This is a genomic window from Cryobacterium sp. BB307, assembly GCF_012274275.1.
Lineage (GTDB): Bacteria > Actinomycetota > Actinomycetes > Actinomycetales > Microbacteriaceae > Terrimesophilobacter.
In genome coordinates this window covers 319,286-332,629 of sequence record NZ_JAANZA010000003.1, presented here as the reverse complement: position 1 = coordinate 332,629, position 13,344 = coordinate 319,286, and the positions used below count along the sequence as shown (strand labels likewise).

The 13,344-nt window shown below is 64.2% G+C and carries 13 protein-coding genes; 6 read left to right on the top strand and 7 right to left on the bottom strand.

Annotated elements, in window-relative coordinates; translation table 11 throughout:
* Positions 1 to 99: 99 nt before the first annotated feature.
* The 3 genes from HGK58_RS13135 to HGK58_RS13125 all read right to left on the bottom strand — a co-directional run bounded on the left by HGK58_RS13135 (position 100) and on the right by HGK58_RS13125 (position 2,866).
* Positions 100 to 750, bottom strand: a complete 651-nt coding sequence (locus HGK58_RS13135) for a YfiR family protein (RefSeq protein ID WP_168628061.1) — start codon at positions 748 to 750, stop codon at positions 100 to 102.
* Complete coding sequence (locus HGK58_RS13130; RefSeq protein ID WP_210422943.1) at positions 747 to 2,084, bottom strand: glycosyltransferase; 1,338 nt, start codon at positions 2,082 to 2,084, stop codon at positions 747 to 749. The genes HGK58_RS13135 and HGK58_RS13130 overlap by 4 nt, the downstream gene beginning before the upstream one ends.
* A gap of 548 nt (positions 2,085 to 2,632) precedes the next feature.
* Positions 2,633 to 2,866 carry a hypothetical protein gene (locus HGK58_RS13125; RefSeq protein WP_168628060.1) on the bottom strand — a complete coding sequence of 78 codons (234 nt, stop codon included), beginning with the start codon at positions 2,864 to 2,866 and terminating at the stop codon, positions 2,633 to 2,635.
* Between the two features lie 363 nt (positions 2,867 to 3,229).
* On the opposite strand from HGK58_RS13125, the gene HGK58_RS13120 reads away from it, so the two are divergent.
* The gene (locus tag HGK58_RS13120) at positions 3,230 to 3,964 is read left to right on the top strand and encodes a BTAD domain-containing putative transcriptional regulator (RefSeq protein ID WP_168628059.1); all 735 of its coding nucleotides are present in this window, start codon (positions 3,230 to 3,232) and stop codon (positions 3,962 to 3,964) included.
* Positions 3,965 to 4,148: 184 nt separating this feature from the next.
* Here HGK58_RS13120 and HGK58_RS13115 read toward each other — a convergent pair whose 3' ends face one another.
* Positions 4,149 to 6,482, bottom strand: coding sequence for an FIVAR domain-containing protein (locus HGK58_RS13115; RefSeq protein WP_168628058.1), 2,334 nt, complete (start codon positions 6,480 to 6,482; stop codon positions 4,149 to 4,151).
* A gap of 399 nt (positions 6,483 to 6,881) precedes the next feature.
* On the opposite strand from HGK58_RS13115, the gene HGK58_RS13110 reads away from it, so the two are divergent.
* A complete protein-coding gene (locus HGK58_RS13110; protein WP_168628057.1) occupies positions 6,882 to 7,334 on the top strand; it encodes an HIT family protein in 453 nt (150 codons plus the stop codon).
* A gap of 599 nt (positions 7,335 to 7,933) precedes the next feature.
* Here HGK58_RS13110 and HGK58_RS13105 read toward each other — a convergent pair.
* The gene (locus tag HGK58_RS13105; RefSeq protein ID WP_168628056.1) at positions 7,934 to 8,584 is read right to left on the bottom strand and encodes a hypothetical protein; all 651 of its coding nucleotides are present in this window, start codon (positions 8,582 to 8,584) and stop codon (positions 7,934 to 7,936) included.
* A gap of 178 nt (positions 8,585 to 8,762) precedes the next feature.
* Here HGK58_RS13105 and HGK58_RS13100 point away from each other — a divergent pair, with 178 nt between their 5' ends.
* The 4 genes from HGK58_RS13100 to HGK58_RS13085 all read left to right on the top strand — a co-directional run bounded on the left by HGK58_RS13100 (position 8,763) and on the right by HGK58_RS13085 (position 11,191).
* A complete protein-coding gene (locus tag HGK58_RS13100) occupies positions 8,763 to 9,062 on the top strand; it encodes a SemiSWEET family transporter (protein ID WP_227411687.1) in 300 nt (99 codons plus the stop codon).
* Positions 9,063 to 9,193: 131 nt separating this feature from the next.
* Entirely contained in the window at positions 9,194 to 9,598 is a 405-nt protein-coding gene (locus tag HGK58_RS13095) for a hypothetical protein (RefSeq protein ID WP_168628054.1), read from the top strand.
* A 99-nt stretch (positions 9,599 to 9,697) separates the two neighbouring features.
* Complete coding sequence (locus HGK58_RS13090) at positions 9,698 to 10,288, top strand: carboxymuconolactone decarboxylase family protein (protein WP_168628053.1); 591 nt, start codon at positions 9,698 to 9,700, stop codon at positions 10,286 to 10,288.
* 9 nt (positions 10,289 to 10,297) lie between these two features.
* Positions 10,298 to 11,191, top strand: a complete 894-nt coding sequence (locus tag HGK58_RS13085) for an RNA polymerase sigma-70 factor (protein WP_168628052.1) — start codon at positions 10,298 to 10,300, stop codon at positions 11,189 to 11,191.
* Here the strand turns inward: HGK58_RS13085 and HGK58_RS13080 are convergent.
* The gene (locus HGK58_RS13080) at positions 11,181 to 12,212 is read right to left on the bottom strand and encodes an LLM class flavin-dependent oxidoreductase (protein WP_168628051.1); all 1,032 of its coding nucleotides are present in this window, start codon (positions 12,210 to 12,212) and stop codon (positions 11,181 to 11,183) included. The genes HGK58_RS13085 and HGK58_RS13080 overlap by 11 nt on opposite strands.
* Positions 12,213 to 12,250: 38 nt before the next feature.
* Positions 12,251 to 13,294 (bottom strand): LLM class flavin-dependent oxidoreductase, encoded by a 1,044-nt coding sequence (locus HGK58_RS13075; RefSeq protein WP_168628050.1) that lies wholly within the window; start codon positions 13,292 to 13,294, stop codon positions 12,251 to 12,253.
* Between the last annotated feature and the right edge of the window lie 50 nt (positions 13,295 to 13,344).

Below are 13,344 nucleotides of genomic sequence, written 5' to 3'. Positions count from 1 at the left end.
GCCGTAGATCGCCAGACGGAGATGGGCGTCCTGGAGGATGAGTGAGACATAGGTTGCTTCTGGTGCGATTGGTGTCCGGTGGGAGCCCGAAGGCCTTGGTCAGTCGGGGGCGGCGTCGAGGATGTCCAGGTCGGTGAAGCGGACTCTCGCGTCCTCGGTGTACAGGCCGATGGTTCCGCCGCGGTACGGTCGTTCGTCGTCGGTGATGGTCGCGAGTTCCCGCCCGTCGACGCTCACCGTCATGCGGGGCCAGTCGTGCTCCACGCGCACGCGATAGTCCTCGCCGATGGGGAACTGCGGTTCGGAGCCGGTGGCGATGAACCGCTGGTTGCCGGGGTAGGCGGGATCCTGCTTGGAGATCTCCCACCCGTTGGGCTTGAGCGCCACGGCGTAGAAGTGCTCGTCGTCGCGGAGGTTCCACAGCACCCAGCCCACCTCCCAGACGTTGGGCGGGCCGTCCCGCACTTGGGCCTCGGTGTGCACCGTCACCTCGAAGGTGGGGTCGGTGTAGGAGCGGGTGGTGTGCACGAGACCGCCGTGGCTGATGTCCGCGGAGACGGCCGACCGGGGATGGAGCACGACCTCGTCGTCGTGGCCCGAGGCCTCACCGTACCCGGTGTACATCACGGTCCACCGTCCGATGACCTGCCCGTCCGACCAGGGGCCGGTGTGGCGCTGGCCCAGCCCGACGGCGGCGGCGATGGAACCCACGAGCAGGATCGTGGCCCCGAGGAACAGTGCTGTCCTCATGGCGGTGCCGTCAACGGGTGGTCCAGCTTCTGCGCGGCCGAGTCCTGGTCGTCCGTGGTCCGGTCCGTCTTCGCCCAGGAGTTCCGGCCCGCGAGGGAGCGGAAGGCAGCTTTCCACCCGGCGACGTACCAGAGGACGACGTAGCCGACGTAGACGTGTAGGACCACGAGGGCGCTCAGCGGCCCGAAGCCGTGACCGCGTTCGTGGTGCCAGTAGACGACCCCGAACATCAGCGCGGGTCCGAACGCCAAGGCGTAGGCCGAGACCCACCACCACGAGAAGTCCACGGACCCCGTGACAACGCCGATGCCGATGCTGACGATCCACAGCAGGAAGGCGGCGCTGAGGAAGGAGGCGAGCAGGAGGAGGTAAGGGCTGGTCAGGTGGTAGAGCAGGTCTAGGCGGCGCGCGCCGGTCAGGTCCCGCAGCACCCAGGGGACCAGTGTCCAGGACTGCAGGTGCCCCTGGAACCACCTGGTCCGTTGTTTGACCCAGCGCCGGGCGTCCACGAGACCCTGCTGGTGCACGGCCGAGGTGGAGCAGAATTCCATGTTCCACCCCCTGATCAGCAGTCGCACGCCGAGGTCGAGGTCCTCGGATAGGCTCCTGGACCAGGGCGCGGGGCCGAGGCTGATGAGGGCCGAGAGCCGCACGAACTGCCCGTTGCCACCTAGCCCCACGCTCCCCAGGTGCCGGCGGCCGCGTTGGAAGATCTCTGTGTAGAGCACGAATTCGATGTCCTGCATCCGGGCCAGCAGGTTCTGGTGGCGGTTGTTGATCCGGACGCCGATCTGGACGGCGCCCAGCCGGGGATCGGCGAAGAGCGGCATCACCTCGTCCAGGGCCTGCGGCTCCATCATCCCGTCGGCGTCCACGACGCAGACGACGACGTCCGAGGCGTCGGTGTAAGCGCCGAGCGCCCCGGAGCGGATGTGCCGGATCGCCGCGTTCAGCGCTTCGCCCTTGCCCTGCCGGGCGCTCGGCAGCCGTCGTTGCAGCAGGCTGACCCGGGGATCGGGGTGGGCTCGCACGATGGCCGCTGTGCCGTCGTCCGAACCGTCATCGATCACCAGGACCTGCATCCGCGGGTGGTCCATCTCCACGAGCCGATCGAGACTTGCGGCGAGGACCCGCTCCTCGTTGAGACAGGGCACCACGAAGATGACGGCTTTCTCGGCCGCGGTTCCTGGGAAGGTCACCGCTCGACGTCGCGCGTACGCCGGTTCGAACCGGGACAGCACGAGCATCAGCACACCGTACAGAACCGACAGGAGCACCAGGCTCACGGCCAGGATCAGGACGAAGTCGATGCGCTGACCGTACAGGATCATCATGGTCTTTGTTCCCTACGCCCGTGCTCCACGGTGGTCGGCCTTGGAGTCGACCTGCCACATCGGCGTCGCGGCCGCGGAGCGCCCGACGCGGCCGGCCTGTTGTGCGCGAGGCGCCGGCGGTCGGAGCGAGCCGTGCTCAGAAAGCCTGACACCACGACGGCCCCGATCATGAAGAGCACGTAGGACAGGAACAACGTCATCGAGACCATGAGCAGGAATCGTCCCCCCAGGTGGAGCGCCGACTGTGCGGCCTCCGCCCACATGAACACGCTCATGGGCATGACAAAGTACGGCATGTGAGGTGCTCCGCCACTGCTTCTCGAGCGGGGATGGCGAGCCTGACTGCCCCGGATGGCCCTCGGCAAAGAAGAAAAAGGAACACGGTCTGCCTCCAAATCACAAACGGCTTGGGATTGTGGAGGTTAGTTCCGGAGCCGTGACACACGCGTGACTGAGGCGTGACTGAGGCGTGACTGAGGCGTGATCGCCGGCTGGAGCGTTCTAAACAGGCAGGGCAGTCTGCAGGGAAAGCTCAGGGCTACGTGTTACTACTCCTGCGCCTCGGCCAGTCCTTGGTACCAATCGGTCACGTGCGCAAGGACGGTGTCCAGGTCAGCGGCATAGCTCGTTGTCGCCTCGGAGTCATCCTCAGTCCGGGAGGAAAAGCGGGCCCGGAGCGGCTTCGCGTGCTCGGCTTCACGCCACACGTTGATCACCAGAGTGCCCAGGTTACTGGAAACTATGCCGCCGTCTGACCCTTCCGAAGCTGATTCGTCTGTCAAAGATTTGCTCCTGCTAGTCGTCGATACAAGGCAGCTGCTTGACAGTCACCGTGTCGGTTAATTCCAACATCAAGTCTTATCATGGAACCTGAAGAACCAGGCTCCTGCGCGACACCGATATAACACCTTTTGTAAGCCTTTCCATAGTTTCGTAAATGTCCGCCGTCTCCATTTCCATTGGCTGGCTGATGCGGTACTTTGTCTCAAACAAGTAGAAGAGACGGACTAGAAGCGACGCTTGCCTGCCAACGGCGGCAGAACGAGTGCGCTGATGAGCTAAGCAGTGCTCACCATCGCCGGCGTCCCTTGAGGGGGAGCCGCAGGGTATGTGGACTCACGCGAACTTCTTTTTACCCCGTGGACGTGATTCAGCCCTTGTTGGGAAACGGTATGGCGCAGGACAATGACGGACAGTTCAAGTTAAATCTTCTTCAGTGCTTCCAGCTGTGGCGGGACGGGACAGAAATCCGCGTCGCGTCACGGCAGCAACGGTTGATAGCTGCCTTGGCCATCTATGGCCCCCGGCCCCGTCGTTATTACAGCGGACTTTTGTGGCCGGACAGACCCGAAGCACGTGCAATGGAAAGTCTGCGAACATCCGTCTACTTGACATCCAGCCAGGTTCCGGGGCTTTTGGTAAACGACGGCCAAGTGCTGTCTTTGTCAGACCGCGTCACTATTGACCTGCACGATGTGGTCAGTAAGGTCAAGCGTCTTGGCGAATTTGGCTCGGAGTTATCGGACGATGCTTGCCTCTCGTGCCTGCACTGCGGAGATTTGCTGCCGGGCTGGTACGACGACTGGGTGTTCGTGGAGCAGCAGCGGCTGCGGAACGTACGTCTGCGCGCATTCCTTATGCTGGCCCGCCGCTGGATCGACGAGGGCGACGTTCACAAAGCTGTCGAAGCGGCCGAGAGCGCCCTCGAGCTGGAGCCGCTGCATGAAAGCGCCGTCGCGCTGCTCATCAACGCGGAGCTGAAGGCGGGAAACCGTGCCCGTGCTTTACGCACATTCCAGGCTTTCAGGACCAACTTGGCCGTCGAGTTGGGAATAGAACCATCAGAGCACCTCGCGAGAGTTGCTGCAGGTATCAATTGAACAGAACGTAAAGTCCACCGACCACAAAAAGGCACGCTGGAGCCTTCTCATCATCAGTAGACATGCCCCAGCAGCCTCAACGTGTAACCAGCGCTGAGCGCCGCTTCGCGGCATCCATCGAGTGGTCGGGATGCGATACGGGCTGCCCGGCAATAGGCACCGAACTGCCCGCTCCTGACATCGTCTAGCGGGTTGTCCACCTGCGCCGGCTCAGAATCAGCAGGACCCCGACAGCGATGAGGCCACCACCTGCATGCAGCGGGGACAGGTCAGCTCCGGTGCGCGGCAGGTTCGACGAGGCACCCGGCCCAGCAACAATGGTGACCGCGACCGTGAGGTGGATCGGTGTTCCGTCGACTGCGGTGCCGAACACATGGAGGGTGTGCTTCCCAGCAGGGGTGTTCGCCGGGATCCTCACGTTCAGGACTGCGGTCCCGTCAATGCCCGCGGTCACAGAACCGAGCAGAGTCGGCGTCGAGTGGAGCTCCGCCCTGAACACGCTTCCGCCTTCGACCCGTTCACCAGCAATTGTCAGCTCGGCACCAGCCTGAACCGACAGCCCGTCCTTGGCTGGCAAACCTCCTACTGTGATCAACGGTGGTGTGATCTCCAGCCTGTGGATCGCGTCGGTGATCGCCTGCGCCGCGGATGCGATCTCCGCCCTTGTGATCGGTACGTTCGGATCGGCTGTGTCGGCGAGCAGCAGCTTCCCCGCGGCGACACCGGTAGCCAGTTCCGACCAGAGGGCAACCTCGTATAGCCGCTCGTCAAGCGCCGCAGCGGCAATCAGGCTGTCCTCGAGCGGGGTGACGCTGACCAGTGCGTTCTCCAGCGCTTCCAGCAGGAGGACGAAGCCTTCAACGTCAGCGTCGGTCACCCGGTGGTTCTCCACCGCGTCTTCTACTGCGAACCGCTCTGAGCGGAGCGCTGCGACACTGTGAGCCGTGTGCGAGCGGCTGGCCACATCGATCCGGTCGAACAGGGCGGTGAGCGCCCGGATGTCTGCCAGCTCATCCTTCTTCGCCCAGTACCGCGGCAGCAGGAACTCGTCACCGGGCACACCCATCTTCGCCGGGTCTCCGGAGTCGGCGATCACTCGGTCGATCCCAGCGGCGATAGCTGCGAGCTCGGCGAACGCGACGGTGGCGTAATGGTTTGCGTCCAGGCTGGCGAAGTCGTCGGCGGCTGCGTGCAGCGGCACGGTCTCCAGCAGGCCGGCTTCCGCGGTGTAGTAGTCGTTCAACGCGTCGAACACGTCACCCTCAGGGATAAGGTCACCGGCGAGATCACGGACCGCGAGCGCCTCGAGCACAGCGACAGTGTCCATGAACCGTGCCCAGGTCGCAGCCCCGTAGTCGGCCTCATCCTTCCACCTCACGGTCTGGAGGACCTCGTGGAGCCAGCCGCTGTGCACCAGCGCAGACTGAGTGTCGATGAGGTTCTGCGTGACTGCAGCGACCTCCGCAGTGGTCGGGCTGGGTTGCGCAAGGACATCAGCCGCGGCACTGAGAGCGGCCTCGAACCGAACCCACCCGTGTGTGAGGTAGTTCGACCGGGTGTGGAGCATCGCGTTGCTGTAGGCGTGGCGCAGCCCGGACAGGTCAGCCAGTGCGTTGTATGCGTTGACGAGGTCAGCGGTGAGTGTGTCCACATTAGCTTGGCTGATATGGAACCCGGGGCGAGCCGCTTTGTCTAGGGCTTCGAGCGCGACGTTCAGCACGTCGCTGTAAGCCCTGTGGCTGAAGTCGGTGTACTCACCGTTCCACGGTGCGAGTGTCTGAGCCCGGAGCCTGCTGAGGTCAACGAGCACAGCCTCCGAGTCGGTCAACGCTGTGACGACCGCGTCCGCGTACCACTGCGTGGTCACGAAGCTGGGTGATGTCGCATCGTCCAGGAGGCGGGCCGCTGCGGTCAGGGTTGCCTGATGGGGGGTCCAGCTCGAGAAGGTGTAGTCACCGCTTTTCGGTGCATCCCTGTACGCGACCCGGACACCGCTGAGGTCAACGAGAAAACCCTCCGTTGCGATCAGCGCTGCTGTGGCGTTGTCCACGAACACCTTGGATGCGATGACTTTTTCACCGGGTGTCGTCCAGCTCAGAATCATGGCCGCATGGTTGAGGCTTGCCTCATGGGCGGTCCAGCTGTGCGCTGTGAAGTCACCAGTTTTCACTGCTGCATTGAACGTTGACCGGAGGGTGGACAGGTCAACGAGCAGGCTGATGGCTTGGCTGAGCTGATCGAAAGCGTCGGAGACCCGTGGTTCGTCCACGGGGTCTTCAGCCAGGACATCCTTCGCATGTGAGAGCGCCGCGAAGAACTCCGTTCCAGCCATTGCTGTGTACTCACCGCCGGTGAGTGTCTCCGCGTGGGCGACCAGGGCTGCGAGGTCATCTTCCGGTGCGGCCGCGGCTGGTGCGACACCGGCGAACATGAGCACGCCGGTCAGGGTAGCAACTGCCGCTTGCTTGAGGAGGCGCGGGATGGAGAATCGACGCTGAGGGCGTGTGCTCGGGTGCATCGGTGTCCTTGATGTCGGGTTCTGGCAGACACCACGCGTAGCCCAGTGCGATCTGCGGTATATTGGCTCTTCTGGTAAGGGTAGTTCAACCCGCGAATCCTCACGCCCAACGGAATGGCCCCAGTTCTGGCGCCTCAACCCCACCTGCATAGCCCCCGGGCATGGCCAACAAGTCAAAGGACAAGGCGACCGTTTCGAGCACGCAGGTTGGAATGGCATTCGGTCGAGTTCCGCTTCAACGTGTAGTAGTCAGGGCCGCTTCAGCGTGCAACGCGGCGTTTCTATCGGCCATCTGGATAAGGGTTGGTGGTCCGCTCCTGCCAACGAGCCGTCGGCCGAGGTTAGGCTCCGGGAGCAACTGAGTTGCGCCTGTCTGGATGTACCGGAACTATTGCGCGTATGACACAGAACGCGGCATCAGCGGCGCCGGTGTGCACCTTCTGCGCCATCGTCGCCCGACAGGGCGAGGCAAGTGTGGTGTATGAGGACGAGACCGTTGTGGTCTTCATGGACCGGTACCCCGTCACGCCTGGCCATCTTCTCGTCGTGCCACGCAGACACGCGATCGGCTTAGAAGATCTCGATGAAGCCACTAGTGCTCACGTCTGGTCAGTCGGTCATGACATGGCGCGAGCCTTGCGACGCTCCAGCCTGCGCTGCGAGGGGATCAACATCTTCCTCTGTGACGGCGAAGCCGCCTTTCAGACGGTCTTCCACTTCCACCTTCACATCATCCCCCGTTACGCAGGAGACGGCTGGAACGTCAATCCCGAGTCGGGGGAGGAGCGGGAGAGGTCGCTCCTCGACAGCGATGCGCAAGCGATAAAGGCCGCCATCCCGTCGACAGCCTGAATGGTGACTTGGCTCATGCTGTGTACGGCACACCGGTGGGCGACTTTCGAAAACCTCAAGCGTCCAGCAGCGACATCAGCGTTGCGTTGTCGGAACGTGGTCGAGTTCTGTCACGGAAAACGTTGCGCAGGTCTTCCTGACGGATGAGGACTGGGAAGCAACTCTTCGGGCGGTGTATCGCGCGCTGCGGCCTGGAGGAGAGCTTGCTTTCGAAACTTGCGTGCCAGAAGCCCGCGTCTGGGAGTCGTGGGTGCCCGACTCCCCGACCACGACCGACATGCCGGGGCTGGGGCCCGTCACGGAATGGTACGAGGTCAATGAGGTCCGCGAGGACCCTCTGTTGGTGACTTTACAGCGCACAACGAGTTCCCCGACGGGCAGGACGTGCTCTCCACCTCGACTCTGCGTTTTCGCAATCGCGAGGAGATCCTGTCGAGCTGGGAACGCACAGGCTTCACCGATATCCGCGTGGGCGACTTGCCTTATGCCCGGGGGATGGGTTGGCTCGTGCGTGCACGGCGCGCATCGTGATGCCTAATGTGCACGTGACGAGGTCGAGTCTCCGCTTTGCGTGTGGCTGTCGTGCGCTACCGCTTGAGTTAGAGGTCGCTGAAGTCGTTTGCAGGCACAATGATCCGCTCGACGGTGTCGCCATAAATCACGAGAAGAAGGAATTCCGCGCCCACGAAGCCGTCGCGGTCAAGTGACCGAGTGCCGGGCACCTCGCGCGAGCCCAATGCCAGATGGTCCGCAACTCCGTCGTCGTCCTCATCCATGTAGTCGCGAACCCCGGCAGCCACGACCTCCGAGCGGGAGGAGCCGACCGCGATGCCCTCTGTCGTTTGAATCGGCACGCCGTTGATGGTCGGCGAAAGGATCACGAAGTCGGCCGGCCCCTGATCGGACACTGCGACGATCACCTCGCTCCATCTATACGTGAATAGACCAGTGGGATATCCGGGAGGGTATTCAATTTCGGTGCCCGTCGGCAGGAAGCCATTAATCGATTCGAATAGGGCGAGGACGGATGCGCCGTCGTCCAGCGCGATCACGTCCACCCTGCCGTCGTGTTCGTACGAGACGCTATCGAGCCCGATGGTCATCCGCTCAACCGGCGTCGGAGTTGAAGAGGATGTCGGCGGCGGGGTTGATGCGATTGTCCCGCCCGGCGGTGTAGCAGCAGTATTGACGCAACCGGCCAACCCGACGGTGAGACTGATGGCCATCACAAACATGAGGGAACGGCGCATGGGCCGAATCTAGCGGGGATTCGCCCTGCCATGCTTCTGCCGGCGCCTGCTAGCCTCGAACCGTGACCCGGCTCAACCGTTCTCTCCCTCTCTACGGGGATGACATGAGCCGTCGCGACTTCAGATAGGTGAGGGCGCTCGCGTCCACCATCCACTGTTCTGAAGTCATGGGGTCATCTTGTCCGAAACGCTTGATGTAGTCGCTACGTCGTGGGGTCTTGTAATGGCCCTCGCGCCAATCCTCCAGATCCGCGTCATCGTCCGTAACCGGGATGCCGGTGGCACGTCGCCTGCCTGGGTGTGCATCCTTCTGGTCGGGTTCCTGCTCTGGTTGGCGTACGGCATCGTCAACGGAGCCCTCCCGCTGATCATCGCCAACGTCGCCGCGGTGCTGACGGCGATTGCGCTGCTCATCACGATGTACATCTACCGCCGCCGAGTCGCGCCCGCCCGCGAGGGGGCACCAGATCATCGCTGAGTAGGCCTGTCGAGCTTGAGCGGCAAGGGGGGTGCGCAGGCGTCGCCTTCGCGCGACATTGGGGGAGTAGGGTCACCACCATGGGAGGCAAATCTCCGGGTCGGCGAGTCATTCGGCTCGTTCCCGTTTTAGTGACCTCCCTGCTCGTCGCGTCGACGCTTGCGTCGTGCGGTGGGGAGCTACGTGATGCCGCATCGTTGGTGGCTGCGACGAGTGCCGGAATCTCCTTTGTCCGCGACCGCGGCGCGGAGGCGGTCATCGACGACGTTCGCTACGAGGGTGTACTGACCGTCGGGGATGATGGGTGCCTGTACGTCGAGGTGGTGGAGGGACCGGGCGATCTGTATCGGGTGGTGGTCCCCCGGGACGTGGAAGTGACGGCAGGATCGGTGGCGGCCGAGGATGGTCCGGAGTATCGCTTTGGAGAGCCGATTCACTTCGCGCGTAGCTATGCGCCGTATTTCGATGAGGGCGTTTTCGGGGACTCCGGGTGCAACGGCTCCCTGGAACTCTTCGGTGTGTCACGGCCACGGTAGAGCCGCCCGCCCCACATTTCGCGGGCGAGTGTCACAGACCGGCGCCGCCCGGTGTCTCCATGTTGAAGGACACAATCCATCGACACATTGGAGAAAGAAATGACCGGCGACACCCGCGTCCCCCTGACCGAGATCAACGGCGTGTTCGGAGCGCTCGTGAAGTTCGCGGCCCGCAAGAAGATGGGCTTCGTACCCAAGTCCGTCGGCGTGCTGTGGCACCACAAGTCCGTCATGAAGGACGCTATGGGCATCGGCGGCAAGGTCGAAAAGTGGGGCGAGCTCGATCAGAACCTCGCATCGTATGCCGCCATGGCTGCGGCCGCGACGATCGGCTGCAGTTTCTGCCTCGACTTCAACTACTTCATGGCGCACGACCGTGGACTCAACGAGGCGAAGGCACGCGAGGTGCCGCGCTGGCGGGAGGCCCCAGTCTTCACCGCCACCGAGCGCAGGGTGATGGAGTACGCGGAGGCCGAGAGCCAGACGCCGCCGGCGGTGACCGACGAGCTGTCGGATGCCCTCCTCGCTGATCTCGGTCCGGCCGCGCTTGTCGAACTCGCCGCGCGCGTTGCCTTCATGAACATGTCCGCACGGATGAACGTCGCGCTCGGCATCCACTCCGAGCAGTTCGCGGATGCGTGCGGTCTCCCGCCGCTTGCCGTTCCGTCAACCGCCTCGGACACCGCGTAGGCTCCCGGGATGGGCAGCATCGCGCACGCCGGGGACGATCCGTTCGTCGTCCACCGGAGGCTCCTGTTCACCGTCGCGTACGAGCTCTTGGGGTCGGCCGCGGATGCCGAAGACGTGCTGCAGGAGTCCTGGATCCGCTGGTCGGCGGTGGACGCATCCGAGATCCGTGAACCGCGCGCCTACCTGGTGCGGATCGTGACGCGCCAGGCGCTCAACCACCTGCGCACGGTGACGCGGCGCCGCGAGGAGTACGTGGGCGAGTGGCTGCCGGAGCCGCTGCTGACGAGTCCGGATGTCGCGGACGACGTCGAACTCGCCGAGAACCTCTCCATCGCGATGCTCACCGTGCTCGAGACGCTCGGTCCGGCCGAGCGCGCGGTCTTCGTGCTGCGTGAGGTCTTCGACATGCCGTACGACGAGATCGCGGATGCCGTCGACAAGTCGCCGGCGGCGGTCCGGCAGATCGCACACCGGGCCAAGAGCCACGTTACGGCGCGGCACCCCCGCGTGCGCGTGGTCCGGTCCGAATTTGAGGAAGTGGTAGGCCGGCTGGTCGCCGCCCTCAACACGGGCGATCTGCAGGGCCTCATGGATGTGCTCGCCCCCGACGTGGTTTCCGTTGCCGACGGTGGAGGAAAGGCACGCGGCGCCGCGCAGCGGCCGATCGTCGGCGCCGATCGGGTGGCCCGATACGTCATTGGCGGGATGGCGAAGGCCAAGGGCGCGCTCGCCGCGGTCATGACGTGGGTGAACGGCGAGCCCGGCATTCGGATGGAGCTGGATGGGCAACTGCTCGGCGTCGTCAGCCTCGCCATCGAAGACGGGAAGGTCACGCGGATTTTCTCGATCGCGAACCCCGACAAGCTTGGCCGACTCGAAGTGGAGGCGGCCGTCAGCCGATGACGGCGCCGGTCTCTCGCTTCACGACCGGGAGCACCTCGGTCATGAAGAGCTCGAGGGACTCGTTGATCATCGGCCAGGGGAGGTTGCCCACGTCGATCTGGCCGAGGAATCGGTCGATCCCGAGCAATTCCACGCGTTTCATGATCTCGTCGGTGACCTGCTGCGGGCTGCCCACGGGCAGTCCGCGCTCGATCCAGTGATCGTAAGCATCACGCGGAAATACCGTGCCTCCGGTCAGGCCCATCTGCCGCATGTACTCGGCGTAGTAGGGATAGAAGGAGTCGCGGGCGCCCTGTGATGTCTTCCCGATGAACATGTGCCCGCTGGCTCCCAGTCGCAACTGGGCAGGGTCGTGTCCGGCCTGCTCGGCCGCGCGGCGGTAGAGCTCGACGCGCGGGACGAATTGCTCGGGTCCGGTGAAGAAGCCCATCATCATGGGCAGTCCAAGCAGGCCGGCGCGCATCGCGGATGCCGGGGTGCCGCCGATCGCCACCCACACCGGCAGCGGTTCTTGCTTGGCGCGCGGGACGATCGATGCCTGGTTCAAAGAGGGCCGGTGCTTTCCCTGCCAGGTGAGAGTGTCGTGTTGGCGAATCTCCAAGAGCATCGAGAGCTTCTCCTCGAAGAGCTCGTCGTAGTCGGCCAGGTCATAGCCGAAGAGGGGGAAGGACTCTGTGAAGGCGCCGCGCCCGGCGATGATCTCGGCACGGCCGTGCGAGAGATGATCGAGGGTGGCGTACTGCTGGTACACGCGAACGGGGTCCTGGCTGGAGAGAACCGTGACGCCGCTGGTGAGGCGGATGCGTTCGGTCACGGTGGCCATGGCGGCGAGGACCATCTCGGGGGCCGACAGCACGAAGTCGGGTCGGTGGTGCTCGCCCAGGGCGATCACGTCCAGTCCGCCGCGGTCGGCGTTCTGCGCCAACTCCACGAGCTGGTCGAGGCGCGTCGTCACATCCGTGGTCGCCTTGCCATCCGGATGCTGGTTGATCTCGCCGAAGGTGTAGATACCGAGTTCCATGGATCGTCCTTTTGTCTTTGGGTGGTCGGTGAAGGTCTCTATTGCGCTTTCAGGAGTCGCTCAACGCGCGGCTTGACCTCGGTTGCCAGCAGCGTGAGTGATTCGATGAAGTGTTCATGGGGCAGCCCACCGATGTCGGTTTGCAGGAAGTGGCGCATTTGCCCGAGGTGGCCGTGCAGGTGAACGATTCGTTCGGCGACATCGTCCGGGTCTCCGACGTAGTAAGCGCCGGGGGCTTCCGCTTGAGCGAGGTAGGCGCGTTTGTCGGGTGCGGGCCAGCCTCGCAATCGACCCATTTCGACATTGAGGTTGTTCCAGCCGGGGTAGAACCGGTCAAGCGCTTCGCCCTTGGTTGGGGCGACCAGGCCGAGGGCGGCCACAGAGACCTTGGCATTCTCGGCAGGATGGCCGGCTTGGGCGGCCGATGCCCGGTAGAGCTGGGCCAGCGGGGCGAAACGGTGAGGGGCCCCGCCGATGATGCCGTAGGAGATGGGCAGTCCCAGGCTGCCGGCGCGGGCGGAGGACGCGGCGTTGCCGCCGGTGGCCAGCCAGATCGGCAGCGGGCCGTTGACCGGTCGGGGCACGACAGCGAGATTGGCCAGAGCCGGGCGAGCGGTACCCGCCCAGCTGACGTGTTCGGTTGTGCTGTCGTTGATGGTCATCAAGAGCTGGAGCTTGTCGGCGTACAGCTCGTCGTAGTCGGCCAGGTCGTAGCCGAACAGCGGAAAGGTCTCGACCGAGGATCCGCGCCCGGCAGTGATCTCGATCCGTCCGCCGCCAGAGATGGCATCGGCGGTGGCGAACTGCTGGAACACACGCACCGGGTCATCAGTGCCGATGATGCTGGCCGCGCTGCCGAGGGTGATCTGCGTGGTCGCCGCCGCCGCGGCGGCGATTAGTGTCCCGGGCGAGGAGGCCGGCATGCTCGTGGTGTGGTGCTCACCGACGCCAAAGTAGTCCAGGCCGACCTTGTCCGCGTGGACGATGGCCTCGAACAGGTTCCTGATCGCCTCGGCGGTCGGCCGCGGCGTGCCGTCCGGGTTCAGTGGGGTGTCGCCGAAACTGTATGCGCCGATTTCCATGGGGTTTTCCTTGCTGGTTTTGATAGTGCCGCGCGAGCTTGTCGCCAGAA

Excerpts from the sequence above, each read along its gene's own strand:
- HGK58_RS13135 (WP_168628061.1), bottom strand. The coding sequence starts at position 750 with ATGAGGACAGCACTGTTCCTCGGGGCCACGATCCTGCTCGTGGGTTCC.
- HGK58_RS13130 (WP_210422943.1), bottom strand. The coding sequence starts at position 2,084 with ATGATGATCCTGTACGGTCAGCGCATCGACTTCGTCCTGATCCTGGCC.
- HGK58_RS13115 (WP_168628058.1), bottom strand. The coding sequence starts at position 6,482 with ATGCACCCGAGCACACGCCCTCAGCGTCGATTCTCCATCCCGCGCCTC.
- HGK58_RS13110 (WP_168628057.1), top strand. The coding sequence starts at position 6,882 with ATGACACAGAACGCGGCATCAGCGGCGCCGGTGTGCACCTTCTGCGCC.
- HGK58_RS13105 (WP_168628056.1), bottom strand. The coding sequence starts at position 8,584 with ATGCGCCGTTCCCTCATGTTTGTGATGGCCATCAGTCTCACCGTCGGG.
- HGK58_RS13090 (WP_168628053.1), top strand. The coding sequence starts at position 9,698 with ATGACCGGCGACACCCGCGTCCCCCTGACCGAGATCAACGGCGTGTTC.
- HGK58_RS13085 (WP_168628052.1), top strand. The coding sequence starts at position 10,298 with ATGGGCAGCATCGCGCACGCCGGGGACGATCCGTTCGTCGTCCACCGG.
- HGK58_RS13080 (WP_168628051.1), bottom strand. The coding sequence starts at position 12,212 with ATGGAACTCGGTATCTACACCTTCGGCGAGATCAACCAGCATCCGGAT.
- HGK58_RS13075 (WP_168628050.1), bottom strand. The coding sequence starts at position 13,294 with ATGGAAATCGGCGCATACAGTTTCGGCGACACCCCACTGAACCCGGAC.